This window comes from Pseudoroseicyclus sp. H15, assembly GCF_054353345.1.
Genome location: NZ_JBTHJE010000005.1, coordinates 408,954 through 431,741 on the forward strand (window position 1 = coordinate 408,954; position 22,788 = coordinate 431,741).

The window sequence follows — 22,788 nt, forward strand, 5'->3', positions numbered from 1 at the left end:
TGTTGCCCCGGGATATACGCTCAGCCGCCGCTGGCACCCGCTTCGCCGCCACCGCCCGAGATGGTCTGCCCCGCCGTCTGCACTTCGGGCGCCGGCGTCGCGGACGCGACATACTCGCGGAAGACGACCTCGGCATATTTGCCATTGAGAACATTGGGATGGCCGGAGACGAAGCCAGAGACCTCGGTCACCGTGCGCCGGTTCGCCCGCTCGGGATCGGTCGTGTAGATCAGCGGCTGCGTCTCGCCGTACGAGACGAGCGCTTCGAGGCGCGAGCGTGAAATACCCTGCGCTGTCAGGTAGTTGACGGCTGCCGTCGCCCGGCGGAGGCCGAGGTTGTAGTTATAGGAATCGCTGCCGACGAGATCGGTATGCCCATAGACGCGAAAGCTCACCTCGGGGAATTGCGCGATGAAGGCGGCCTGCTGATTCAGGATGGCGCGGGCCGAGGCATCGAGCACGGCCGAATCGAAGGCGAAGGTGATCGTCGTCGTCACGGCCTCGGCGAAACGCGCGTTGAAATCGACGAGGTATTCCGCTTCGCCGGTCTGCAGGGCCAGATTGTTGGCGGTGGCGACGCCGAAGGTCGCGTCGCTCAGCGCATTGCCCGCAGGGTCCATCGTGCAGCCGGCGGCCAGGCCGAGCATCGCCGCCATGGGGATCAGTCGCTGCATCGCCTTGCCCGCCTTTTGCCTAGTCATCGAGAACGTAGCCATACGGGGTGGAGAAGTCTTGCCGCGCCACCTCGCCGGCCGCGCCGGTGGTGGGCGCATTGCCAGAGACCCGGCCGAAGAGGAAGAGATCGCGTTCCGACGGCGGGCGAACCCTGTCGGTCGGCAGGGCGAGCGCTTCGCCCCGCGTGGGTGTGACGAGATGCGGCGTGATGATGATGACGAGTTCGCTCTGCTCGCGCTGGTACTCGGCCGAGCGGAAGAGGGCGCCCAGCACCGGAATGTCGCCCAGCCACGGCACCTGGCCGTTGAGGTCACGGAAATCGTCGGTCAGCAGGCCGGCGATGGCGAAGCTCTCGCCGTCGCGGATTTCGACGGTGGTGGAGGTCTCGCGGCGGCGGAATGCGTCGACAGAGAAGCCGTTGACGCTGATGCCGTTCGTCGGGTCGATGGAGGAGACGGCGGCGGAGAGCTCCAGATTGATCAGGTCGCCATCCACCACGCGGGGGGTGAAGTTCAGCTCGACGCCGAAGGGCTTGTATTGCACCGAAACGGCGTTGCCGTCGCTGATCGGCACGGGGTATTCACCGCCGGCGAGGAAATGCGCCTCTTGCCCCGAGAGGGCGGTGAGGTTCGGCTCGGCCAGGGTGCGGACAACGCCGCGCGATTCCAGCGCTTCCAGCAGCATGCCCACTTCGACGCCGCCGGCATTGAAGCCGAAGAGGAAGGCGCCGTTGTTGAGGTTGGCAGCGGGGATGTTGCCGCCGAAGGCGTTCTCCATCGCGCCGGACGTGTTGAGGCTGTTGGCGCCGCCGGACAGGCCAAGATTGCCGCCCGCGGCACTGCCCTGCAGGGTCAGCGAGGACGAGAGCGACTTGGCGACGGAGCGCTGCATCTCGGCAAAGCGCACGCGCAGCATCACCTGCTGCTGGCCGCCCACATCCATGAGATTGCTCACCCGGTCCGGCGCGTAGCGCTCTGCCAGCTCCAGCGCCCGGTCGAGCGCGACGATGGACGAGACGGTGCCGGACAGGACGATGCCGTCATTGGCGGTGCGCACTTCCACCGGCTCACCGGGCAGGATCTGTGCCAGCCGCTCGCGGAACTCGCCGATATCGGGAGTGACCTGCACCTCGACATTGGTGATGAGCCGCCCGTCGGCATCGAGAATGGTCAGCGTTGTGCGGCCCGGCTCTTTGCCGAGAACATAGATCGTGCGGTCAGAGAGCGACGAGATGTCGGCAATGCCGGGGTTGGCTATTGAGAGTTCGGCGAAGGCGGTGTCGCTTTCCACCACCACGGCGCGGTTCATCGGCACCTGCAGGGCAGAGTTGGGCTGGCCCCGCAAAACCTGCAAAGATTCCGCCATGGAAGGCAGCGGCGCGCAGGCAGCGATGCCAGAGAACAGCGCGAACCCGGCCACCCTGAGAGCTTTTCGAAAGTTCATGTGACCTGCCTCTCGGATCACGACCCGACATGCGGGTCTTGCGCCCGCCTTTGCGTCACCCTGACAGCGAGGTGCCCGCAAATCAAGAATCAGGGCGTTGCAGGCCAACGCTCATGTGCGCAATGGGCAACAACCATGCCTGCCCACATTGGGGCCGGACCCGGCCGAAGGTTCGATTTGGGCAAGCGACGCCGGGTGGCGCGGCAGCAGTCAGTTGCTGCAGGGGATCGGGATTTCCACCACGTCCGAGCCGCGGCGCGTACGGATGGTGCATACCTCTTCCGCCGGCGGGGGCGTGACTTCCTCGACCTCTACGGGCTCTTCCTCGGCGATGCCGAGCAGGGCGCGCTGGTCTACCTCCACGGCCATAGCCACGGTCTCGTCGGAATAGCCGACAAGAGAGAGCGAGAGCTTGCCGGAGGCTTGGGCCTGGGCCAGCGCGGCCACCTGCTGCGGATCGACTTCGACGGTGACGGTGCGGGCAACGGAAACCTCTGCGCGCGTGGCATCCGCCGTTTGGTCGACGGCGACGAGGCGCAGGCCCGTCTCGATCAGCTTCGTCACCTGCCGGCCGGCAGTAGAGCCGGAGCGGGCGACAGTGCCTGTCCAGTACACATCCACCCGGTCGCCGGGGCGCAGGAAACCCGACACGCCGGAGGCGACATCGACAGAGATGGTAAAGGCCCGCTTGCCGGGCGTCAGTCGAGTGGTGATGCCGGCATCCTCCCCCGGCTCGGTGACCTTCGAGGCGAGGACGGGTTCGTTGAGCAGCAGCCGTTGCGACACCATGCGCAGGCTGTCTTCGCCCTCGGGGAAAAGCTCTTCGGCGGTGCGGAAGACGCCTTCGGGCAGATAGGCCTGCGGATAGGGGACAAGCGCCACGTCATCGGGCGTCAGCACATCGCCATAGGCCATGGCGCGGGTCACGGCATACACCTCGACCGTCGGCACCTGCTGAGCGGCCTGCGCGCGCACGGTCGCCAGCGCGATCTGTTGCTGCTCGAGATAGCCCTTCACCGTGTAAACGGCGAAGCCGGCAAGCCCGAGGCCAATCATCAGCACGAGTCCGAAAACGGCGCGCATGTCGTGGTCCTTTCTGCTCGGCGGAGGGGGGGGTGCCCCGCCTGCGGAGGGTCAGTCGCCTGCCATGCCTGTCAGCGTATTGCCGACGGCCTCGGCAGGCTCGGTGGCCGCGGTGGAAATCCCGGCAATGATTCCGATGGCGAGAAATCCGGCGGTGGCCGTCAGGACGACCCAGTCCACTGTCACCGCACCGCTTACATCGCGTGCGAACCTTGTGAAAACCTGAAGCACGTCAGCACCTCGTCTACATGTCAGAACTTGCACTTAGGGTGTGAATCGCCGGTGAATGTGGCGGAACTCTGTTGTGTGAAGGGTGGTTTGGTGAAGTTGCACCAGCCCGTCACGCAGTCCGTAAAAGAGAAAGGGCCGCGCCAGTCGCGCGGCCCTTCTACTCTCGAACAGAGCCGGAATTACGGAGTGGTGATGCCGGCTTGCGTGTTCAGGTCGCCAGCGATCGAGGTGGCGAGGTTGCCGGCACCGGTCTGGATCGAGCCGAGAACGGCGATGCCGAGGCCGACGATGGCAGCGGTGAGCACCACCCAGTCAACGGTGACGGCGCCGGACTCGTCGGAACGGAAGTTCTTGATGAAGTTGAGCATGTTGACCCTCCTCAGGGTGTCTCGCATTAAAAGGGTCTGATACGGATCACGCCGGGCCGGCCTCTCATGGCCCGATCCCCGTTTCAGGTGCACCCAATTGACCGGCCAAATCGGGCGGGAATTTGTCTGCTTTCGTCCGTTTATGGTATAACTCCGTGGCAGGGGCGGATTTTCAAGGCATTGAAATAAAAGGATTTCTGTCCCCGCCGTCACCTAAAATCCGCAGAAATGCGGCGCTTCGCCTTCGCCGGCTGTGCAAAGCGCCACCGCCATGAGAGATTGGGCCTCGCAACGACAAGGGTGGCAAAGCCCCCGGAGGCAGGCAGATGGTTCAGGCAAGAGGCGCGGCGCTGGCCGCGCTTGTGATCCTTGGTGCGAGCTTCGGGCCCGGCACGGGCCTGGCCCAGGACACCCGCCTGCAGCCCGATTTCTCGGCCCGCCGCGTGTCGGCCCCGCCGCCCGGATCGGCTCCCCGCATCACCGTACAGATCGACCCAGAGGCTCCCAGCGCCATCCGCGCCGGCAATTCGGCCTATGAGCGCGGCGAGCCGGTGCCCCTCGCCGCCGAGCCGGGGCTGCTGCCCGCGGGCATGGTGCCGATGCCGCCGCTCAGCGGCGCCGAATGGTTCTGGGCCATCGTCCCCGCAGAGCTGGGCATGGGCTCGGCGGAGCGGGTGAAAGCCGCGCTCGATGCGCTGGCCGCCCCGCCAGAAGGCGAGGGCGTGGCCGCGCCCCGCCTCGCCACCCTGCAGGCCATCGCCGAGGCGCATGGCCGCGACATCCTCGCCGCCACCATCGGCACAGAGGTGTCGCCGGCGCTGGTGCTGGCGGTGATCGCGGTGGAAAGCGCGGGCAATGCGGGGGCGGAGAGTCATGCCGGCGCGGCGGGGCTCATGCAGCTGATGCCGGATACGGCCACCCGCTTCGGCGTCGCCGACCGGCTCGACGCCATTCAGAGCATCAAAGGTGGCACCGCCTATCTCGACTGGCTACTGCGGCACTTCCAGGGCGACGCGGTGCTGGCACTGGCGGGCTACAATGCCGGCGAAGGGTCTGTGCGCGACAATGGCGGCGTGCCGCCCTATGCCGAAACCCGCGCTTATGTGCCCAAGGTGCTGGCCGCCTGGCGTGCCGCCCGGAGCCTTTGCCAGACGCCGCCCGAGCTGCTCTCGGACGGCTGCGTGTTCACAGTGAACAACCTCTAGGCCGCTTCAGCCGTTGAAGAGCTCGGCCCATTCGGGGTGCCGGCGCCGCTGCGCGTTCACGTAGGGGCAGAGCGGCACGATCTTGAAGCCCTTGGCGCGCGCATCGTCCAGCAGCGCCTGCAGCAGCTGCTTGGCAAAGCCCTGCCCCTCCAGCGCCTTTGGCACCTCGGTATGCTCGGCGATCACCAGCTTCGGGGAGGACAGCGACAGGATCAGCTCGGCGCTGCCTTCAGGCGTGTCGATATGATACCGGCCCTTGCCGCCGCCCTCTTCGTAGAGAACCTGGGGTGCGCCCTCAGACAATCGTTGCCTCGGTGGCGTCGCGCATCTGGTCTTCAGTCACCCCGTCGGCCAGTTCCACGATCTTCAGGCCGCCTTCGACCACATCCAGCACGCCGAGATTTGTGATGATCCGGTCGACCACCCCCGCACCCGTCAGCGGCAGGCTGCATTCCTTCAGCACCTTGCTGTCGCCGTGCTTGTTCTGGTGATCCATCACCACGATGACCTTGCCGACGCCGGCCACCAGATCCATCGCGCCGCCCATGCCCTTCACGAGCTTGCCGGGGATCATCCAGTTCGCCAGATCGCCGTTCTCGGCCACTTCCATGGCGCCGAGGATGGCAGCGGCGATCTTGCCGCCGCGGATCATGCCGAAGCTCTGCGCGCTGTCGAAATAGGCCGTCTTCGGCAGCTCGGTGATTGTCTGCTTGCCGGCGTTGATGAGGTCGGCATCCTCTTCGCCCTCGATGGGGAAGGGGCCCATGCCGAGCATGCCGTTCTCCGACTGCAGGGTGATCTCCTTGTCGCCCACATAGTTGGCCACCAGCGTCGGGATGCCGATGCCCAGGTTGACGTACATGCCGTCTTCCAGCTCTTCGGCTGCGCGCGCGGCCATCTGATTACGGTCCCAGGGCATGGGCTCTCCTCCCTCAAACGTCCACCGCGGTGAGCGCGGCGGGTATGTCTATCGTGATCGTGGTGCCGGCGGGGCCGGTCTCGACGTTCAGCTCGGCTTCCAGCTCGGCCAGAAGCCCGGCGAGCACCCGCCCGCCGACAGAGCTGGAATGCGGCCATTCGGTGCCCGGCTTGAGCCCGCTGCCGTCATCGGTGAACGACAGGGTCAGCCCGCCCGGCTCGGTCTGGCGGCCGGTGATCGTGATGCGGCCATCCTCGCGGTCGACATAGGCGTGCTTCATCGCGTTGGTGACGACCTCGGAGGCGACGAAGCCCAGCTTTCCGCCGACGAGGGCAGAGACGCGCAGATGCTCATCCACATCCACCACGATCTCGACATCGTCATGCCCGCCGGTGCGGGAGACGGCCTCGGCGATACGGCGCAGGAACGGCCCGAGGGCGACTTCGTCGGCCGCGCGGTCGCCCGCCGGGTCGGAAAGCTCTTCGTACAGGGCCTGCAGGCCGGCGATGCGCTCGATCACGCGGTTGAACGGGTCACGGTCCTCGGCGCGGCGGCCTTCCATGCGCACCAGCGAGGCGATCATGGCCAGGTGGTTCTTCACCCGGTGCTGCAGCTCGCGCACCATCCGGCTGCCGAAGTTCACGCTGCGCAACCGTTCCGCCCGGGTCAGCGGTTTCTGCACGCCGAGGAAGTAGATGACTTCGCCGTTTTCGCGCACCGGCGACATGACCAGCCGGTTGACGAAGGTCGTGCCGTCCTTGCGGTAGTTCAGGATGTCGACCGTCGTCTCGACCTCTTCGGCGATGGCGCGGCGGAGCGCATCGACATCCTCGGGGTCGGTCATGATGCCTTGCATGAAGCGGCAGTTCTTGCCCATCACCTCGTCACGCCGGTAGCCAGTGACCTTCTCGAAGGCCGCGTTGACGTAGACGATCGGATTGTCGTCCTGGCGAGGGTCAGTCACCAGAAGCGAAATGTTCGAATGGTCGAGCAGCGCCATCGCCTCGCGATCGCTGAAGCCGTCCGACGGGATGGGGAAGTTGAAGCCTTCCGTCATATGGGTCAGGCCGCCCGGGTGGTGCGCTGCTCGATGCGCTTCTCGTGCTCGCCCTGGATCAGGCGGTGCACGTAGATGCCGGGCAGGTGGATGCTATCGGGGTCGAGGCTGCCGGTGGGCACGATCTCTTCGACTTCCATCACGCAGACCTTGCCGCACATGGCGGCAGGCGGGTTGAAGTTTCGGGCCGTCTTGCGGAAGACGCAGTTCCCCGTCTCGTCGGCCTTCCAGGCTTTCACGATGGAGACATCGGCGAAGATGCCCTCTTCCATGATGTAGGTCTCGCCGCGGAACTCCTTGTGCTCCTTGCCCTCGGCAATGACCGTGCCGACGCCCGTCTTGGTGTAGAAGCCGGGGATGCCGGAGCCGCCGGCGCGCATGCGCTCGGCCAGGGTGCCCTGCGGGTTGAACTCAAGCTCGAGCTCGCCGGAAAGGTACTGCCGCATGAACTCGGCATTCTCGCCCACGTAGGAGCTCATCATCTTCTTGATCTGCCGCGTTTCCAGCAGCTTGCCGAGGCCGAAACCATCGACGCCCGCGTTGTTGGAGGCGACCGTCAGGTCCTTCACGCCGCTCTCGACCAGCGCGTCGATCAGCAGCTCGGGGATGCCGCACAGCCCGAAGCCGCCCGCTGCGATGAGCATGCCATCGAACAACAGGCCGTCGAGCGCTTCGCTCGCCGAACCATAAACCTTTTGCATGTCATGCCTCCCCATTCCCAGTCGCTGAGTTTTTCGCGCGCAGGTGCAGCAAAGTCAACGCGGGTAGGGGGCTATGTCATTCGATAACATTGGCGTCATGGCCTTGGATCAGCGCTATTTTCCGCCGCTGAGTGACGGGCCAGCGCGATGCCGAAGGTTAGGATGCCGAGCCGCCCCGCCGTCATCAGCACGATGACGATCAGCTTGCCCGCGGCGGTGAGGTCCCCCGTCAGCCCCAGCGACAGCCCGACGGTGCCGACGGCCGAGACGGCCTCGAAGAGCACCTGCTCGAAGGGGGCGCTCTCGGTGGAGAGGAGCAGGATCATGGCGATGCTCATGACCCCGGCGTAATAGGCCAGCGAGGCGCCGGCGGCGCGCAGCTTCTCCTCCGGCAGGCGGCGCCCGGCGAAGCGCACCTCGCTCTCGCCGCGCAAGGTGGCGCGCACCAGCGCGAAGAGGGCGGCGAAGGAGGTCGTCTTCAGCCCGCCACCCGTGCCGGCCGGCGAGGCGCCGATGACCATGAGGACCAGCAGCCCCATGACGGAGGCCGGGCCGAGCGAGCTGATCGGCACGGTGTCGAAGCCGACGGTGGTGGCGGCGGTCATCGTCTGGAAGAAGGCCGCGAGCAGCCGTTCGCCAAGGGGCAGGGCGGCGATCGTCGGGTCGTCGATGGCGAGGAGGGCGGTGCCGAGCAGCAGGAAGGCGGCGGTGATCCGAACGATCATCTTCGTGGTGAAGAAGGCCCGCGCCCGGCGCCGGCGCAGCGAGCGCCAGACATCGACGACGACGAGAAAGCCCATGGCTCCCAAGAGGCTCAGCGCCGAGATGACCAGCGAGACCCCGGCGTGGGCGGAGTAATCCTCCAAGCTGTTGGAAAAGAGCGAGAAGCCGGCGGTGCAGAAGGCCGAGACGGAGTGGAAGATCGCGGCCCAGAGCGGCGCCTCCTCTCCGGCATCGCGGAACATCGGGTAGAGCGCCGCGGCGCCCGCTGCCTCTGCCAGCAGGGTGAAGAGAACGACGGACATCAGGAACGGCCGCGGGTCGATCCTCTCCGGCAGCTCGAAGGCCGCGCGGGCATTGGCGGCGCGGTGGCTGGAGAGCCGGCGCTGCACGGCGATCAGCGCGAAGGAGCCGATGGTCATGTAGCCGAGGCCGCCGAGCTGGATCAGCGACAGGATCACCGCCTCGCCGAAGCCCGAGTAGCTGGAGCCGGGATCGACGGTCGCAAGGCCGGTGGTGGAGACGGCGGAGGCGGCGATGAACAGCGAATCGAGCGGCGCCACGGCCTCACTCCGGGAGATCGGCAGGAGCAGCAGCACCCAGCCGATGGTCATGTAGGCGAGGTAGCCGGCGAGGAGGCTGCGGGCGGGCCGCTCGGCCCAGCGGGCATAGCGGGCGCGCAGGCGGCCTGTGCGCGCAAGGGCGGGCTCGATGGAAGCCATGTCAGATGTCCTTGAAGGGGGGAATGACGCGCGGCGCCGCCGGCGGGGCCGGGGCGCTGCAGGGCAGTCAGACGTATCCTACTGTGCCGGCCCGGGGGCGGCGAAGGGGGAAGAAGAGGAGGGGCGCCGAGGCGCAGCTGTGAACATTGTCATGTCCTCACAACCGGGATGCTGGATAAAGCCGCAGGGGCCGCGGAGTTCCGCGGCCCCCGGGGATATTCAGCTGTCGCCGGCCTCGTCCGTCTCGGCGGTCTTCGCCGCGGCGGTTTTCTTGGCGGGGGCCTTCTTGGCCGCCGCCGTCTTGGTCGTGGACTTGGCCGCCGTGGATTTGGCGGTGGTCTTCTTCGCGGCGGTCTTCTTGGCGGCCGGCTTCTTCGCAGCGGCTTTCTTCGGTGCGGCCTTCTTGCGGCCGCCGCCCTTCTTCGCCGCCTTCTCGTTGACCAGCTCCACCGCCTGATCCAGCGTCACCGCGTCGGGCTCGACGTCCTTCGGCAGGGTCGCGTTGACCTTCTCCCACTTCACGTAGGGCCCGTAACGCCCCGGCATAACGGCAATCGCGCCGCCATCGGGGTGCTCGCCAAGCTCTTTCAGCGGCTTGGCCGCCGCGCCGCGACCGCCGCGGCTCGCCGCCTTCTGGGCCAGCAGGTCCACCGCGTGGTTCATGCCGATCTCGAAGACCTCGTCGACCTCCTTGAGGTTGGCATAAAGCCGCCCGTGCTTCACGAAGGGGCCGTAGCGCCCGATGCCGGCCTCAACTGGCTCGCCATCCTCGGGGTGCTTGCCGACCTCGCGGGGCAGGGACAGAAGGCGCAGCGCCTTCTCCAGATCCATCGCCTCGACATCCCAGCTCTTCGGCACCGAGGCGCGCGGCGGCTTGGGGATCTCCTCCGTCACCTCCCCGCGCTGCACGTAGGGGCCGAAGCGCCCGTCGCGCAGGGTGATCGGGTCGCCCTGGTCGTGGCCGAGAAGCTTGCCCTCGGCGGGGATGTTGCTCTCCTCCGCACCCGGCGGGCCGAAGGGGCGGGTGTAGCGACACTCGGGGTAGTTCGAGCAGCCGATGAAGGCGCCGCCCGAGCGCGCGGTGCGCATCGAGAGGCGGCCCTTGTGGCAATTGGGGCAAAGTCGCGGGTCTGTCCCATCCTCGTTCGGCGGGAAGAGATGCGGCTCGAGCACCTCGTTGATCTTCTCCAGGACCTCGGTGATGCGCAGCTCGCTGGTCTCGGCGATGGCGGCAGAGAAATCGCGCCAGAAGCGGGCGAGCACCTCTTTATACTGCGCGTCACCGGCGGACACGCTGTCGAGCTGCTCTTCGAGCGCGGCGGTGAAGTCATACTCCACGTAGCGGCGGAAGTAGTTCTCGAGGAACGCCGTCACGAGCCGGCCTTTATCCTCCGGAATCAGGCGGTTCTTGTCCTTGCGGACGTACTCGCGGTCCTGAATCGTCGTGACGATCGAGGCGTAGGTGGAAGGCCGGCCGATGCCGAGCTCTTCCATGCGCTTCACCAGTGTCGCTTCGGTGTAGCGCGGCGGGGGCTGGGTGAAGTGCTGCTCGGGCGTGATGCCCTCTTTCTTCGCGGCCTCACCCTGCGCGATCTGCGGCAGGCGCTTGTCGTCATCATCGGTGAGGGCGTCGTCGCGGCCCTCTTCGTAGATCTTCAGGAAGCCGTCGAAAAGCACGACCTGGCCGGTGGCGCGCAGGCCCACCTGCTTGTCGGCGGACGCGATGTTCACCTCTGTCCGCTCCAGCCGGGCGGCGGACATCTGGCTGGCGATGGTGCGCTTGTAGATCAGGTCGTAGAGCTTGCGCTGGTCGGGCTCGGAGATCTTCAGCTGGTCGGCCGAGAGCGTCATGTCCGTCGGGCGGATACATTCGTGCGCTTCCTGCGCGTTCTTGGCCTTGTTCTTGTACATGCGAGGCGAGTCGGGAATGTACTCCGCCCCGTATTTCGCCTTGATCGCGTCGCGCGCCTGCATGACCGCCTCGGGCGCCATGTCGATGCCGTCCGTCCGCATGTAGGTGATGAGCCCGGCCTCGTAGAGGCGCTGGGCGGTGCTCATCGCGGCCCGCGCGCCCATGCCGAGCTTGCGTGACGCTTCCTGCTGGAGGGTCGAGGTCATGAAGGGCGGCGAGGGGTTGCGGCTGCCGGGCTTGGCCTCGACGCTGGCGACAGAGAGGTCGCGCTTGTCGATGGCGCTGACGGCCATGTCGGCGGCCGTCTTGTCGCCGAGGTCGAACCGTTCGAGCTTCTTGCCGCCGAGCGTGACAAGGCGGGCATCGTAGGTCTGCCCGCTCGGCGTCGCGAGCCTGGCGGTGACCGACCAGTATTCCTGCGCGCGGAAGGCCTCGATCTCCATCTCGCGCTCGACGATCAGCCGCAGGCAGACCGATTGCACCCGCCCGGCCGATTTGGCGCCGGGCAGCTTGCGCCAGAGCACCGGCGAGAGGTTGAAGCCGACCAGGTAGTCGAGCGCGCGCCGGGCCAGATAGGCCTCGACCAGCGGCGCATCGACCTGCCGGGGGTTCTTCATCGCCTCGGTCACGGCGGCCTTGGTGATGGCGTTGAAGGTCACGCGGCTGACGGCGGTGTCCTTCTTGATTGCCTTGCGGGCGGTCAGCGCCTCTTGCAGGTGCCACGAGATCGCCTCGCCCTCGCGGTCGGGGTCGGTCGCGAGGATCAGCGCGGGGTCGGTCTTCAGCGCGTCGGCGATGGCCTTGACGTGCTTCTTGCTGTCGCTTGCGATCTCCCACTGCATCTCGAAATCATGCTCGGGGTCGACAGACCCATCCTTGGGCGGCAGGTCGCGGACGTGCCCGTAAGAGGCGAGGACGGTGTAATCGCTGCCCAGATATTTGTTGATCGTCTTGGCCTTGGCGGGGGATTCGACGACGACAACGGGCATGAGGGGTCCGGCTCTCCATGGGGCGGGCCAGCCTGGCGGGCCGGCGTTTTGGGGCGCGACCATGCGGGCGCGCCGTGCGGCTTGTCAATGTGGCGCCGTCCGGCGGGATGACCCGAAGCCCAGGCGGCGACCCCGCGCCAATTGGGGCGTCAGCCGTCGCGGGTCAAGAGGCCGCCGGCATCGCGGCGGATCTGGCCGCCCAGCTCAAGCTCGGTGAGAGCGGGGCCCAGCGCCTCTGCCGGCGTGCCGAGATCGCGCAGTAGCTGATCCTCTGCCAGGGGCGCGTGGCCGAGGCGTGAGAGGATCGCAGCGTGCAGATGTCGCAGCTCGCCCTTCGGGCGGGGCCGGGCGGCGGGCAGGGCGGCGATGTCGGCCGGGGCCGGCGGCTCGCCGAGTGGCAGCTCCGCCTGAGCGCGGGAAGAGGCGAGCGGCGGCAGCGCTGCGATCACGTCTTCGGCATGGCGCACCAGCGTGGCACCGTCGCGCAGCAGCATGTTGCAGCCCGAAGCCCGCGAATCGAGCGGATGGCCTGGCACCACCAGCACCTCGCGCCCCTGATCCAGCGCCGCGCGGGCGGTGATGAGGCTGCCTGATTTCGCCGCCGCCTCGACCACCACCACCGCCTGCGCGAGGCCCGAGACGATGCGGTTGCGCATGGGAAAGTGCCGCGCCTGCGGCTGCAGTCCGGGCTGCTGCTCGGTGAGCACCAGGCCATTTGCGGCGATCTCGGCGGCGAGATCGGTGTTTTGCGGCGGATAGATCACGTCGACCCCGCCCGCATAGACGGCGATGGTGCCGGTGGGCAGGGCGGCGGCATGAGCGGCGGCATCGATGCCGCGGGCGAGGCCCGAGACGATGGTGAACCCCGCCTCCCCCAGCTCCTGCGCCAGCCGCCGCGCCATGCGCAGGCCGAGCGACGAGGCGTTGCGCGCGCCGACGAGCGCGATGGCGGGGCGGCTGAGCAGGACGGTATTGCCGACGGCCCAAAGAAGCGGCGGCGCATCTTCGAGCTCCATGAGGGCGGCGGGGTAATCCGGCGCGCCCCAGGGAATCATCCAGGCGCCGGCCCGGCGCGCGGCCTTCAGCTCGGCGCGGGCGACAGCTTCGGGGCAGGTTTGGTAGTCCGTCTCACCGGCAGCGCGGGCGAGGGCGGGGAGCGCTTCCAGCGCGGCTTTCGCCGTGCCGTGTTCGCGGAGCAGGCGGTGGAATGTCTGCGGCTCGACACGTCGGGAGCGCAACAGGCGAAGCCAGAACAGCCGTTCATCTTCCGTGGTGGGTGGGAGTGGGGGGTGAGTGGAAGAAGGGGTTTCCCCGGCCATCCTGACCTCGTCCTGTTGCAGACTCAGGATTAGGCGTTCGGGGTTAATGATAGGTGAATTGAATAACGTACTTTTCCAGTTCGTTGACGGGCCGGGTACAAGCTTGGCTTCCGGCCCGCAGTACGGGGCGGCAGCAACGCCGCCCGCGCTTCATTTTCCACCCGGTTTCAGTGGCTTAGAGGCCAGGCGCCCGCCTCTTCAGCCCCCCACCGTCAGCCCGCCGATCAGCAGGCTCGGCTGGCCTACGCCCACCGGCACCCATTGCCCGGCCTTGCCGCAATTGCCCACGCCCGGGTCGAGCGCCAGATCGTTGCCGATGCCGCGAATCTTCTGCAGGGCCGTCGCGCCGTCGCCGATGAGCGTGGCGCCCTTGATCGCCGCGCCCTTCACGCCGTTCTTCACCCGGTAGGCCTCGGTGCACGAGAAGACGAACTTGCCGCTGGTGATATCCACCTGGCCGCCGCCGAATCCCACCGCCCAGATACCGTCCTTGAGGTCGCCCAGCAGGGCGCCCGGCTCGGTATCGCCGGCCAGCATGTAGGTGTTGGTCATCCGCGGCATGGGGATATGAGCGAAGCTCTCGCGGCGCCCGTTGCCCGTGGGCTCCACGCCCATAAGCCGGGCGTTCTGGCGGTCCTGCATGTAGCCCACGAGCTTGCCGTCCTCGATCAACACGTTCTTGCCCGATGGCGTACCCTCGTCATCCACCGTCAGCGAGCCGCGGCGGCCCTCGATGGTACCGTCGTCCAGCACCGTCACGCCCTTCGAGGCGATCTGCTGGCCCATCAGCCCGGCGAAGGCGGAGGAGCCCTTGCGGTTGAAATCTCCCTCCAGCCCATGGCCGATCGCCTCGTGCAGCAAGATGCCGGGCCAGCCGGGGCCGAGCAGCACGTCGAGCACGCCGGCCGGCGCAGCCTCGGCGCCCAGGTTGACCTGCGCGATGCGCAGGGCCTCGGCGACATGGCCCTTCCAGCCATCCGGCGTCATCAGCAGCTCGATGCCGTGCCGGCCGCCGCCGCCGGAATGGCCGCTCTCGCGACGGCCATTCTCTTCGATGATCACCTGCACATTGAGGCGGGCCATCGGGCGGATATCGGTGACGCTGTGGCCTTCGGGCCGCAGGATGACGACTTCCTGATGGCTGGCGGCCATGCTGGCCGAGACCTGCACGACCCGCGAATCCAGGTCGCGAGCATAGGCATCGATCTCGCGCAGAAGGTCGACCTTGGTCGCAAAGGCGGCGCCGTCGATGGGGTTCACGTCGCTATAGAGCCGCCGGTTGGTGGCGGGCGGGGGCGGCGCCATGGTGCCGCCGCCATCGCCCACGGCCAGCCGCGCGGTGGCGGCGGCGCGGGCCAGGCTGGCCTCGCTGATCTCTGTCGAATGCGCATAGCCCGCCACATCGCCGCGCACCGCGCGCAGCCCGAAGCCCTCGGACGCATCGAAGCTGGCCGTCTTCAGCCGCCCGTCATCGAAGCCCAGCACCTCCGACGAGCGCCGTTCCAGGAACAACTCGCCGTCGTCGGCGCCGGCCACGGCATCGCGCAGGCGGGCCAGCGCTTCGGCCTCGCCGAGCAGGGTCTCGAAGGGGCGGAAGGGGGCATCGGCCATGGGGCTCTCCTGTCGGGGGCGGAATGTTAACGGCTCTCGGGGCACAAATGCCGCAACCGGCCTTCTTGTTCTGATCGTCAGGATATGGGAATAGAGCGCCAATCCGCAATCGGCCCCCCGTCACGGACGGGCCGGACGCCAAATGAAGATGCGCGGCATCGCGCGCCAGTACCCAGGGGACATGATGCGCCAGTCCAGTCTCATCCAGCGCGGGGTCGCCGCGCTTGCCGCCGCCGCCACAGCGATGTTCAGCGCCACTGCGGCCTTCGCGCAAAGCGCAGAGATGCAAGAGCTGCTCAGTGATCTGCCGATCGTCGGCCAGCCGACGCCGGGCGGTATCGACTGGCAGCCCGCCGTCACCAGCGTAGCGCGCGATATCCACTTCCTCGATCACCTGCTGCTGTGGATCATCGTTCCCATCGTGATCCTCGTGATGGCGCTGCTGCTCTTCGTGATCCTGCGCTACAACAAGCGCGCGAATCCGGTGCCAAAGCGGTTCACTCACAACTCGCCGCTCGAAGTGACGTGGACGATCGTTCCCATCGTCATCCTGGTGTTCATCGGCTCGTTCTCGCTGCCGATCCTGTTCAACCAGCAGACGTTCCCCGAGGGCGACATCAACATCAAGGTGACGGGCTACCAGTGGTTCTGGGGCTACGAATACACCGATGAAGACGTGATCTTCGACGCCTTCATGATCGGCTCGGGCAACAGCGGCGTAACGCCGGAAGTTTCCGAGCAGCTCGCCGAATACGGTTACAGCGATGAGCAGTTCCGCCTGGCCGCCGACAACGCCGTGGTTGTGCCCGTGGGCGCCACCGTGGTGATGACGGTGACCGGTGCCGACGTGATTCACTCCTGGGCCCTGCCGGCCTTCGGCGTGAAGCAAGACGCCGTGCCCGGCCGCCTCGCGCAGCTGTGGTTCGCCGCCGAGCAGGAAGGCGTTTATTTCGGCCAGTGCTCCGAGCTTTGCGGCAAGGATCACGCCTACATGCCCATCGTGGTGAAGGTCGTCGATCAAGAGACGTATGACGCTTGGCTCGCGATGGCGAAGGAAGAATTCCCGGTCTGATCCCCGGGCGAGGCGCCGCTGCCAAAAGCGGCGCCAGCAAGGATATGAGCATGCAAGAGGCAAGCCTCGACAAGAGCGCTCCCGGCCCGGTTGAGGCTGGTCTCGGCGATTACTTCGCGCTGTTGAAGCCGCGGGTGATGTCGCTTGTCGTGTTCACGGCACTGGTGGGTCTGCTCGTCGCACCGGTGCCGGTGCATCCCTACATTGCCTTCGTCGCTGTGCTCTGTATCGCGGTGGGCGCGGGCGCCTCTGGCGCGCTGAACATGTGGTGGGATGCCGATATCGACGTGAAGATGCGCCGTACGCAGCGCCGCCCCATCCCGCAGGGCCTCGTGCGCCCGCAGGATGCGCTGGGCCTGGGGCTGGCGCTCTCGGGCTTCGCCGTGGTGATGCTGTGGCTGGCGACGAATGCGCTGGCCGCCGGGCTGCTGGCCTTCACGATCTTCTTCTATGCCGTTGTCTATTCGATGTTCCTCAAGCGGCGCACGCCGCAGAACATCGTCATCGGCGGTGCCGCCGGCGCCTTCCCCCCGATGATCGGCTGGGCTGTCGCGACGGGCGGCGTGAGCCTCGAATCGGTGCTGATGTTCGCGCTGATCTTCATGTGGACACCCCCGCACTTCTGGGCGCTCGCCCTGTTCGTGAAGGGCGATTACGGCAATGCCGGCGTGCCCATGCTGACCGAGACGCATGGGCCCAAGGTCACCCGCAACCAGGTGCTGATCTACACGCTGCCGCTGATCGCGGTGTCCTTGGGCCTTGGCTTCACCTCTATCGGGGGCTGGGTCTACCTCGCGGTCGCTGCAGCGCTCGACGTTTGGTTCCTGATCGGCGTGATCGCCCTGTGGCGGCGCGACACTGCGGCGGCCGAGGCGGACAATTTCGCCACTGAGAAGCGCGTGTTCATGATCTCGCTCTGGTACCTCTTCGGCCATTTCGGCGCCCTGCTGGTGCAAAGCGCCCTGCGCGCCTGGGGTGTGCTCTGATGGCGATTCGGGTTGAACACGAACTGCACAAGCGCCGGTCTGGCCGGAACTACGGGCTGCTGATCATCCTGATCGCCTTCGTGGCGCTGGTCTTCGGCCTGACCGTGGTGAAGGTCTCTCGCCTGGGCGACATCCGCACCTTCGAGAGCTTCGACCATGTCGCCAATCCCGCGCTGATTCCCCAAGACGAGGCAGAGGAGACAGGCCAATGAAGTGGACACCGGGCAGAATGGCTGCGGGCCTCGTCGTCGTGGCCTTTGCGATGGTCGGCTTTTCGTTTGCCGCCGTTCCCTTCTACTCGTGGTTCTGCGCCGTCACCGGCTTCGGCGGTGAAACGGGCGTGGCCTCGGCCGGGTCGGACGAGATTCTCGACCAGACGATCAAGGTCCGCTTCGACGCGTCGCTCGACCGCGAGATGCCATGGACGTTCCGCCCCGCGCAGCGCGAGATGGAGCTGCAGATTGGCGAGACCGGGCTGGCCTTCTTCGAGGCGACCAACCCGACCGACCGGCCGGTCGCAGGGCAGGCGACGTATAACGTCACCCCCTACGAGGCCGGTGGATTTTTCGACAAGATCGAGTGCTTCTGCTTCACCGAACAGGTGCTGCAGCCGGGCGAGACGGCGATGATGCCGGTGAGCTTTTTCGTCGATCCGGCCATCGTGGATGACCGTGACGCGAAATACGTGAACACGATCACGCTGTCCTACACCTTCTACGAGATCGACATGCCGGAGGATTACGCTGCCGCCACCGTCGATATCGCGCCTGGGCCTTTGACAGGCTCGGCGCAAGACGCCATAGACACCTACTGAAGAACCATCGAGGGACGGCAAAGATGGCCCATGCGAAGAACCACGATTACCACATTCTGAACCCCTCGATCTGGCCGCTGACGGGGGCCCTGTCGGCCTTCATCATGCTCTTCGGCGCGGTGCTCTGGATGCATGGCTCGGGCCCCTACATGGGCCTGATCGGGTTCGTCGGTGTGCTCTACACGATGTACGCCTGGTGGGCCGACACGGTGGCCGAGGGCGAGAGCGGCGTCGATTACACGCCCGTCGTGAAGATCGGCCTGCGCTACGGCTTCATCCTGTTCATCATGTCCGAGGTGATGTTCTTCGTCGCCTGGTTCTGGGCCTTCTTCAAGAACGCGCTCTACCCGATGGGGCCGGAAAGCCCGATGGTCGATGGCCAGTGGCCGCCGGCCGGCATCGAGACTTTCGATCCTTGGCACCTGCCGCTGATCAATACGCTGATCCTGCTCTGCTCCGGCGCCGCGGCCACCTGGGCCCACCACGCGCTGACGCATGAGAACAACCGCCGCGACATGAAGACCGGCCTGTGGATCGCCGTGCTGCTGGGCCTGCTGTTCACGTTCTTTCAGATCTACGAATACAGCCACGCCGCCTTCGGCTTCTCTGGCAACATCTACGGCGCCACCTTCTTCATGGCGACGGGCTTCCACGGCTTCCACGTGGTGATCGGCACGATCTTCCTCGCCGTCTGCCTGTTCCGCGCCTACCGCGGCCATTTCACCCCCGAAAGCCATGTCGGCTTCGAGGCGGCCGAATGGTACTGGCACTTTGTCGACGTGGTCTGGCTGTTCCTGTTCCTGTCGATCTACATCTGGGGCGGCTGACCCCAACTCAAGGCTGATCGAGGCGCGCGGGGGCCTGCCCTTCGCGCGCCTCTCGCGTTCTGGGAGGACATCTTGCGGCGCATCGCCATTCCGCTCCTGTTCGGCATCGCCGGCTTTGCCGTGCTGGTGGCGCTCGGGGTCTGGCAATTGCAGCGGATGGAATGGAAGACTGCCCTGCTGGCCGAAATCGGCGCCCAGATCGCCGCCGCGCCAACCCCGCTGCCCGCACCCGGCGAGACGATGGCCGAGTTCGCCCCCGTCGAGGTGACGGGCGAGATTACCGGGCCGGCGCTGCGCTTCATCTATTCCGGCAGCGAGGAAGACATCGTCGCCGCCGTTGAGACCGACGATGGCCGCCGCGTGATGGTGGACCTCGGGCTCGCCGAGGCACGCCCGCTTTCCTCCGCCGCCCCGCCGCTGCCCGAGGGGCCGGTCACCATCACCGGCAATATCGCCACGCCCGCCGGAAAGGGCGGCCCACTGCGGCTCGACCAGTCGAACGCGTGGTCGGCGCGGCAGATGGATGGGCTGGCGGAAGCGCTAGAGGCGGAGCCGCTCTTCATCGTCGCCCGCGCCGCCGAGCCGCCGTTGCCGGGCCTCACGCCGCTGCCCGTGACGACCGAGAACATCCCGAACAATCATTTCGGCTATGCGATCCAGTGGTTCGGCATGGCGCTCGTCTGGGCCGGGATGACGATCTACCTTCTTCGCCGCACGCTTCGAGCCAAGGACTGACCTCATGCGCTACATCTCCACCCGTGGCCGCGCGCCCTCCCTCGGCTTCGAAGAGGCGATGCTCACCGGCCTCGCCCGCGACGGCGGCCTCTATGTGCCGGAAGAGGTGCCGCATTGGGCGCCGGAGCAGATCGCCGCGCTGGCCGGGCTGCCCTATGAAGAGGCGGCGCTGCGGGTGGTGGAGCCGTTCATCGGCGGGGCCTTCACGACCGACGAGCTGATGGGCCTCATCGAGGCGGCCTATGCCGGCTTCAACCACGCCGCGCGGGCACCACTGGTGCAGATGGCGCCGAACCACTTCCTGCTGGAGCTGTTCCACGGGCCGACGCTGGCGTTCAAGGATTTCGCCATGCAGCTCATCGGCCAGATGATGCAGGCCTCGCTGGCCCGCTCCGGCCAACGCATCACAATCGTGGGCGCGACCAGCGGCGACACCGGCTCGGCCGCCATCGAGGCGTTCAAGGGCCTCGCCAATGTCGACGTGTTCATCCTCTTCCCGCAGGGTCGCGTTAGCGAGGTGCAGCGCCGGCAGATGACCACTGCAGCGGATGACAACGTGCATGCCATCGCACTGGAGGGGGATTTCGATACCTGCCAGGGCCGGCTGAAGGACCTGTTCAACGATCACGCCTTCCGCGACGAGGTCGGGCTGGCCGGCGTGAACTCGATCAACTGGGCGCGGGTGCTGGCGCAGGTGGTCTATTACTTCACCTCGGCCACGGCGCTTGGCGCGCCGCATCGCGCGGTCGATTTCACCGTGCCCACGGGTAATTTCGGCGACATCTTCGCGGGCCATATCGCCCGGCGCATGGGCCTGCCCATCGGCCAGCTCGTGATCGCGACCAACCAGAACGACATCTTGCACCGCACGCTCAGCAGCGGTGAGCAGCGCAAGGAGGGCGTCGCGCCCTCGATCTCGCCCTCGATGGATATCCAGGTCTCGTCCAATTTCGAGCGGGTGCTCTTCGAGGCCTATGGCAACGACGGAGCCGCGGTGACGGCGGCGATGGAGGGGCTGGCCCATGAGGGCGGCTTCGCGCTGGGGCAGGGGGCCTGGGGTTGGCTGCAGGAGCGTTTCGCCTCTGGCCGCGCCAGCGAGGAAGAGACGCTCGCCACCATCGCCCGCGCCCGCGAGGCTACGGGCGAGGTGCTTTGCCCGCACAGTGCCGTGGCCTACCACGTGGCCGAGCAGCATCTGGGCGCGAACCCGATGATCACGCTCGCCACCGCCCATCCGGCCAAGTTCCCCGACGCGGTGGAGAAGGCCATCGGGCTCCGCCCGCCCCTTCCCCCGCACATGGCAGACCTGTATGACCGCCCGGAACGGGTGACCGAGATGGCCGACGATCTGGGTGCCCTGCAAAGCCTCATTCGGGAGAAACGCCGCTCGTGACCGTTCAAGTTCATACGCTCTCCAACGGGTTGCGCATCGCCACCGAGCTGATGCCCTCGATGCGCTCCGCCGCCATCGGCATCTGGGTGCAGGCCGGCGGCCGGCATGAGCGCGAAGAGCAGAACGGCGTGGCGCATTTCCTTGAGCACATGGCCTTCAAGGGCACCGAGACGCGCAGCGCCCTGCAGATCGCCGAGGCCATCGAGGATGTGGGCGGATATATCAACGCCTATACCGGCCGTGAGATGACGGCCTATTACGCCCGCGTGCTGGAGGCCGACGTGCCGCTCGCCATGGGTGTGATCGCCGATATCCTGCTGCGGCCCAAGTTCGACGATGCCGAGGTGGAAACCGAGCGCCACGTGATCCTTCAGGAGATCGGGCAGGCGCTGGATACGCCCGACGACATCATCTTCGACTGGCTGCAGGAGACGGCCTATCCCGGCCAGGCCATCGGCCGCTCGATCCTCGGCCCCGCCGAGCGGGTGGCGGGCTTCACCAAGGCCGACCTCAAGCAATTCGTGGCCGAGCGCTATCGCCCCGGCGAGATGATGCTCTGCGCCGCCGGCGCCGTTGATCACGACGAGATCGTCAAGGAGGCCGAGCGACTCTTCGGCCATCTGCCCGCCAGTGAAGCGCAGGAGGCGGCCTCGCCCGCCAGCTTCATCACCGGCGAACGGCGCGAATTGAAGAAGCTCGAGCAGGTGCATTTCACCCTCGGCATCGAGGGGCCGCATTACCGCGACGACCGCGTCTTCGCCGCGCAGGTCTACTCGATGGCTTTAGGGGGCGGCATGTCGTCTCGCCTGTTCCAGAAGGTCCGCGAGGAAAAGGGCCTGTGCTACACCATCTTCGCCCAGGCTGGCGCCTATGCCGATACCGGCATGCTGACGGTTTATGCCGGCACCTCGGCTGAAGAGATCGGCCAGCTTGCCGAGCTGACGATCGACGAGATCCGCCGCTCTGCCGATGACATGAACGAGGCCGAGCTGAACCGCGCCAAGGCACAGATCCTCGCCGGCATGATGATGGGGCTGGAAAGCCCGTCGAACCGTGCCGAGCGGCTGGCCCGCATGCTGCAGATCTGGGGCCGCATCCCGACCCTGGAAGAATCGGAAGAGCGCATCTCCTCGGTTACGATGGCGGATATTTCGGCCCATGCCGGCGCGCTTGGCGAGGCCAACATGGCGATGGCGCTTTACGGCCCGGCCAAGCGGGCGCCGGAGTTCGAGGCGCTGCGCCGGCGCCTGGCAGCCTGATGCTGGGGTCTCGCCGCAGGCTGCGGCTGGAGACCGAACGCCTGACGCTTCGCCCCCCGGTGCATGCCGATTTTCGCGCCTGGACCGCCCTGCGCGCGGGCAGCGCCGATTTCCTGAAGCCCTGGGAGCCGACCTGGGCGGTGGATCACCTCAGCCGCAAGAGCTTCACCAACCGGGTCTACTGGGCGCAGCGCTCGATCAACCAGGGCTCGGCGCTGCCGCTGTTCCTGATCCGCCGCGAGGACGAGCAGCTGCTCGGCGCCATCACGCTGGACAATATTCGCCGCGGTCCGGCCCAGGCGGGGACGACCGGCTACTGGATTGGCCAGCCCTTCGCGCGGCAGGGCTACATGAGCGAGGCGATCCGCGCGCTGGTGCATCACGCCTTCACCATGCTCGACCTCAGCCGCATCGAAGCGGGCTGCCTGCCGGAAAACGCGCCCTCGCGCGGGCTGCTGGAGAGCTGCGGCTACAAGTACGAGGGCGTCGCGCAGAGCTACCTGCAGATCAACGGCCGCTGGCGCAACCACGTGCTCTACGCCAACCTGCGCAGCGACCGCCGCGGCAAGACCGGCGCTGGCTGAGGGCGGCGCCGGGCGGCCTCCCGCCCACCCACCCCGGCGCGCCCGGCGCCGCCCTGCTCAGACGGGAGCGCGGGCTGAGGGGTGGAGGGGGGCGCTGCCCCCCGCTGACGCTCCCCCCGGGATATTTTGAGAAAAGCGAGATTAAGGGTTGGGCAGGGCGCCG

General features: G+C 67.0%; 23 protein-coding genes. 10 read left to right on the forward strand and 13 right to left on the reverse strand.

Going from position 1 to position 22,788, the window contains the following annotated elements; translation table 11 throughout:
- Positions 1 to 20: 20 nt before the first annotated feature.
- From ACXN5S_RS12765 to ACXN5S_RS12785, 5 genes are all read right to left on the reverse strand, one after another.
- Positions 21 to 674, reverse strand: coding sequence for an OmpA family protein (locus ACXN5S_RS12765; RefSeq protein ID WP_458605815.1), 654 nt, complete (start codon positions 672 to 674; stop codon positions 21 to 23).
- A gap of 19 nt (positions 675 to 693) precedes the next feature.
- On the reverse strand, positions 694 to 2,118 hold the full coding sequence (locus ACXN5S_RS12770) for a type II and III secretion system protein family protein (protein WP_458605816.1): 1,425 nt from the start codon (positions 2,116 to 2,118) through the stop codon (positions 694 to 696).
- Between the two features lie 210 nt (positions 2,119 to 2,328).
- Positions 2,329 to 3,201: a Flp pilus assembly protein CpaB gene (gene cpaB / locus ACXN5S_RS12775; protein ID WP_458605817.1), complete on the reverse strand. Its 873-nt coding sequence runs from the start codon at positions 3,199 to 3,201 to the stop codon at positions 2,329 to 2,331.
- 51 nt (positions 3,202 to 3,252) lie between these two features.
- Complete coding sequence (locus ACXN5S_RS12780) at positions 3,253 to 3,381, reverse strand: hypothetical protein (protein WP_458605818.1); 129 nt, start codon at positions 3,379 to 3,381, stop codon at positions 3,253 to 3,255.
- 230 nt (positions 3,382 to 3,611) lie between these two features.
- Positions 3,612 to 3,800 (reverse strand): hypothetical protein, encoded by a 189-nt coding sequence (locus ACXN5S_RS12785; RefSeq protein WP_458605819.1) that lies wholly within the window; start codon positions 3,798 to 3,800, stop codon positions 3,612 to 3,614.
- 326 nt (positions 3,801 to 4,126) lie between these two features.
- On the opposite strand from ACXN5S_RS12785, the gene ACXN5S_RS12790 reads away from it, so the two are divergent.
- Entirely contained in the window at positions 4,127 to 5,005 is an 879-nt protein-coding gene (locus ACXN5S_RS12790; protein WP_458605820.1) for a lytic transglycosylase domain-containing protein, read from the forward strand.
- A 6-nt stretch (positions 5,006 to 5,011) separates the two neighbouring features.
- Here the strand turns inward: ACXN5S_RS12790 and ACXN5S_RS12795 are convergent, their stop codons facing one another.
- From ACXN5S_RS12795 to ACXN5S_RS12830, 8 genes are all read right to left on the reverse strand, one after another.
- Positions 5,012 to 5,308: a GNAT family N-acetyltransferase gene (locus ACXN5S_RS12795; protein ID WP_458605821.1), complete on the reverse strand. Its 297-nt coding sequence runs from the start codon at positions 5,306 to 5,308 to the stop codon at positions 5,012 to 5,014.
- The gene (locus ACXN5S_RS12800) at positions 5,301 to 5,924 is read right to left on the reverse strand and encodes a 3-oxoacid CoA-transferase subunit B (protein WP_458605822.1); all 624 of its coding nucleotides are present in this window, start codon (positions 5,922 to 5,924) and stop codon (positions 5,301 to 5,303) included. Before ACXN5S_RS12800 ends, ACXN5S_RS12795 begins: the two co-directional genes overlap by 8 nt.
- Positions 5,925 to 5,937: 13 nt before the next feature.
- Entirely contained in the window at positions 5,938 to 6,981 is a 1,044-nt protein-coding gene (locus ACXN5S_RS12805) for a PAS domain-containing protein (protein WP_458605823.1), read from the reverse strand.
- 5 nt (positions 6,982 to 6,986) lie between these two features.
- A complete protein-coding gene (locus ACXN5S_RS12810; protein WP_458605824.1) occupies positions 6,987 to 7,682 on the reverse strand; it encodes a CoA transferase subunit A in 696 nt (231 codons plus the stop codon).
- Between the two features lie 95 nt (positions 7,683 to 7,777).
- Positions 7,778 to 9,124, reverse strand: coding sequence for a TrkH family potassium uptake protein (locus tag ACXN5S_RS12815; protein WP_458605825.1), 1,347 nt, complete (start codon positions 9,122 to 9,124; stop codon positions 7,778 to 7,780).
- A 219-nt stretch (positions 9,125 to 9,343) separates the two neighbouring features.
- Entirely contained in the window at positions 9,344 to 12,025 is a 2,682-nt protein-coding gene (topA, locus tag ACXN5S_RS12820) for a type I DNA topoisomerase (protein ID WP_458605826.1), read from the reverse strand.
- Between the two features lie 149 nt (positions 12,026 to 12,174).
- Positions 12,175 to 13,344, reverse strand: coding sequence for a DNA-processing protein DprA (dprA, locus tag ACXN5S_RS12825; RefSeq protein ID WP_458605827.1), 1,170 nt, complete (start codon positions 13,342 to 13,344; stop codon positions 12,175 to 12,177).
- Between the two features lie 198 nt (positions 13,345 to 13,542).
- A complete protein-coding gene (locus tag ACXN5S_RS12830; protein WP_458605828.1) occupies positions 13,543 to 14,955 on the reverse strand; it encodes a TldD/PmbA family protein in 1,413 nt (470 codons plus the stop codon).
- Positions 14,956 to 15,199: 244 nt separating this feature from the next.
- Between ACXN5S_RS12830 and coxB the strand changes: the two genes are divergently transcribed.
- The 9 genes from coxB to ACXN5S_RS12875 all read left to right on the forward strand — a co-directional run bounded on the left by coxB (position 15,200) and on the right by ACXN5S_RS12875 (position 22,625).
- On the forward strand, positions 15,200 to 16,027 hold the full coding sequence (coxB, locus tag ACXN5S_RS12835) for a cytochrome c oxidase subunit II (protein WP_458606051.1): 828 nt from the start codon (positions 15,200 to 15,202) through the stop codon (positions 16,025 to 16,027).
- 50 nt (positions 16,028 to 16,077) lie between these two features.
- Complete coding sequence (locus ACXN5S_RS12840) at positions 16,078 to 17,013, forward strand: heme o synthase (protein WP_458605829.1); 936 nt, start codon at positions 16,078 to 16,080, stop codon at positions 17,011 to 17,013.
- Positions 17,013 to 17,225: a hypothetical protein gene (locus ACXN5S_RS12845; protein ID WP_458605830.1), complete on the forward strand. Its 213-nt coding sequence runs from the start codon at positions 17,013 to 17,015 to the stop codon at positions 17,223 to 17,225. Before ACXN5S_RS12840 ends, ACXN5S_RS12845 begins: the two co-directional genes overlap by 1 nt.
- A 17-nt stretch (positions 17,226 to 17,242) precedes the next feature.
- Positions 17,243 to 17,827: a cytochrome c oxidase assembly protein gene (locus tag ACXN5S_RS12850; RefSeq protein ID WP_458606052.1), complete on the forward strand. Its 585-nt coding sequence runs from the start codon at positions 17,243 to 17,245 to the stop codon at positions 17,825 to 17,827.
- Between the two features lie 23 nt (positions 17,828 to 17,850).
- Positions 17,851 to 18,654 carry a cytochrome c oxidase subunit 3 gene (locus ACXN5S_RS12855; protein ID WP_458605831.1) on the forward strand — a complete coding sequence of 268 codons (804 nt, stop codon included), beginning with the start codon at positions 17,851 to 17,853 and terminating at the stop codon, positions 18,652 to 18,654.
- A 72-nt stretch (positions 18,655 to 18,726) separates the two neighbouring features.
- Entirely contained in the window at positions 18,727 to 19,389 is a 663-nt protein-coding gene (locus tag ACXN5S_RS12860) for an SURF1 family protein (protein ID WP_458605832.1), read from the forward strand.
- Between the two features lie 4 nt (positions 19,390 to 19,393).
- Positions 19,394 to 20,782 (forward strand): threonine synthase, encoded by a 1,389-nt coding sequence (thrC, locus tag ACXN5S_RS12865; protein WP_458605833.1) that lies wholly within the window; start codon positions 19,394 to 19,396, stop codon positions 20,780 to 20,782.
- Complete coding sequence (locus ACXN5S_RS12870; protein ID WP_458605834.1) at positions 20,779 to 22,041, forward strand: M16 family metallopeptidase; 1,263 nt, start codon at positions 20,779 to 20,781, stop codon at positions 22,039 to 22,041. The genes thrC and ACXN5S_RS12870 overlap by 4 nt, the downstream gene beginning before the upstream one ends.
- Positions 22,041 to 22,625, forward strand: coding sequence for a GNAT family N-acetyltransferase (locus tag ACXN5S_RS12875; protein ID WP_458605835.1), 585 nt, complete (start codon positions 22,041 to 22,043; stop codon positions 22,623 to 22,625). The genes ACXN5S_RS12870 and ACXN5S_RS12875 overlap by 1 nt, the downstream gene beginning before the upstream one ends.
- Positions 22,626 to 22,788: the final 163 nt, after the last annotated feature.

What these genes read in the sequence shown, in the direction of transcription:
- ACXN5S_RS12765 (WP_458605815.1), bottom strand. Translation starts at nt 674, where the DNA reads ATGCAGCGACTGATCCCCATGGCGGCGATGCTCGGCCTGGCCGCCGGC.
- ACXN5S_RS12770 (WP_458605816.1), bottom strand. Translation starts at nt 2,118, where the DNA reads ATGAACTTTCGAAAAGCTCTCAGGGTGGCCGGGTTCGCGCTGTTCTCT.
- cpaB (WP_458605817.1), bottom strand. Translation starts at nt 3,201, where the DNA reads ATGCGCGCCGTTTTCGGACTCGTGCTGATGATTGGCCTCGGGCTTGCC.
- ACXN5S_RS12785 (WP_458605819.1), bottom strand. Translation starts at nt 3,800, where the DNA reads ATGCTCAACTTCATCAAGAACTTCCGTTCCGACGAGTCCGGCGCCGTC.
- ACXN5S_RS12790 (WP_458605820.1), top strand. Translation starts at nt 4,127, where the DNA reads ATGGTTCAGGCAAGAGGCGCGGCGCTGGCCGCGCTTGTGATCCTTGGT.
- ACXN5S_RS12800 (WP_458605822.1), bottom strand. Translation starts at nt 5,924, where the DNA reads ATGCCCTGGGACCGTAATCAGATGGCCGCGCGCGCAGCCGAAGAGCTG.
- ACXN5S_RS12805 (WP_458605823.1), bottom strand. Translation starts at nt 6,981, where the DNA reads ATGACGGAAGGCTTCAACTTCCCCATCCCGTCGGACGGCTTCAGCGAT.
- ACXN5S_RS12810 (WP_458605824.1), bottom strand. Translation starts at nt 7,682, where the DNA reads ATGCAAAAGGTTTATGGTTCGGCGAGCGAAGCGCTCGACGGCCTGTTG.
- ACXN5S_RS12815 (WP_458605825.1), bottom strand. Translation starts at nt 9,124, where the DNA reads ATGGCTTCCATCGAGCCCGCCCTTGCGCGCACAGGCCGCCTGCGCGCC.
- topA (WP_458605826.1), bottom strand. Translation starts at nt 12,025, where the DNA reads ATGCCCGTTGTCGTCGTCGAATCCCCCGCCAAGGCCAAGACGATCAAC.
- dprA (WP_458605827.1), bottom strand. Translation starts at nt 13,344, where the DNA reads ATGGCCGGGGAAACCCCTTCTTCCACTCACCCCCCACTCCCACCCACC.
- ACXN5S_RS12830 (WP_458605828.1), bottom strand. Translation starts at nt 14,955, where the DNA reads ATGGCCGATGCCCCCTTCCGCCCCTTCGAGACCCTGCTCGGCGAGGCC.
- coxB (WP_458606051.1), top strand. Translation starts at nt 15,200, where the DNA reads ATGTTCAGCGCCACTGCGGCCTTCGCGCAAAGCGCAGAGATGCAAGAG.
- ACXN5S_RS12840 (WP_458605829.1), top strand. Translation starts at nt 16,078, where the DNA reads ATGCAAGAGGCAAGCCTCGACAAGAGCGCTCCCGGCCCGGTTGAGGCT.
- ACXN5S_RS12845 (WP_458605830.1), top strand. Translation starts at nt 17,013, where the DNA reads ATGGCGATTCGGGTTGAACACGAACTGCACAAGCGCCGGTCTGGCCGG.
- ACXN5S_RS12850 (WP_458606052.1), top strand. Translation starts at nt 17,243, where the DNA reads ATGGCTGCGGGCCTCGTCGTCGTGGCCTTTGCGATGGTCGGCTTTTCG.
- ACXN5S_RS12855 (WP_458605831.1), top strand. Translation starts at nt 17,851, where the DNA reads ATGGCCCATGCGAAGAACCACGATTACCACATTCTGAACCCCTCGATC.
- thrC (WP_458605833.1), top strand. Translation starts at nt 19,394, where the DNA reads ATGCGCTACATCTCCACCCGTGGCCGCGCGCCCTCCCTCGGCTTCGAA.
- ACXN5S_RS12875 (WP_458605835.1), top strand. Translation starts at nt 22,041, where the DNA reads ATGCTGGGGTCTCGCCGCAGGCTGCGGCTGGAGACCGAACGCCTGACG.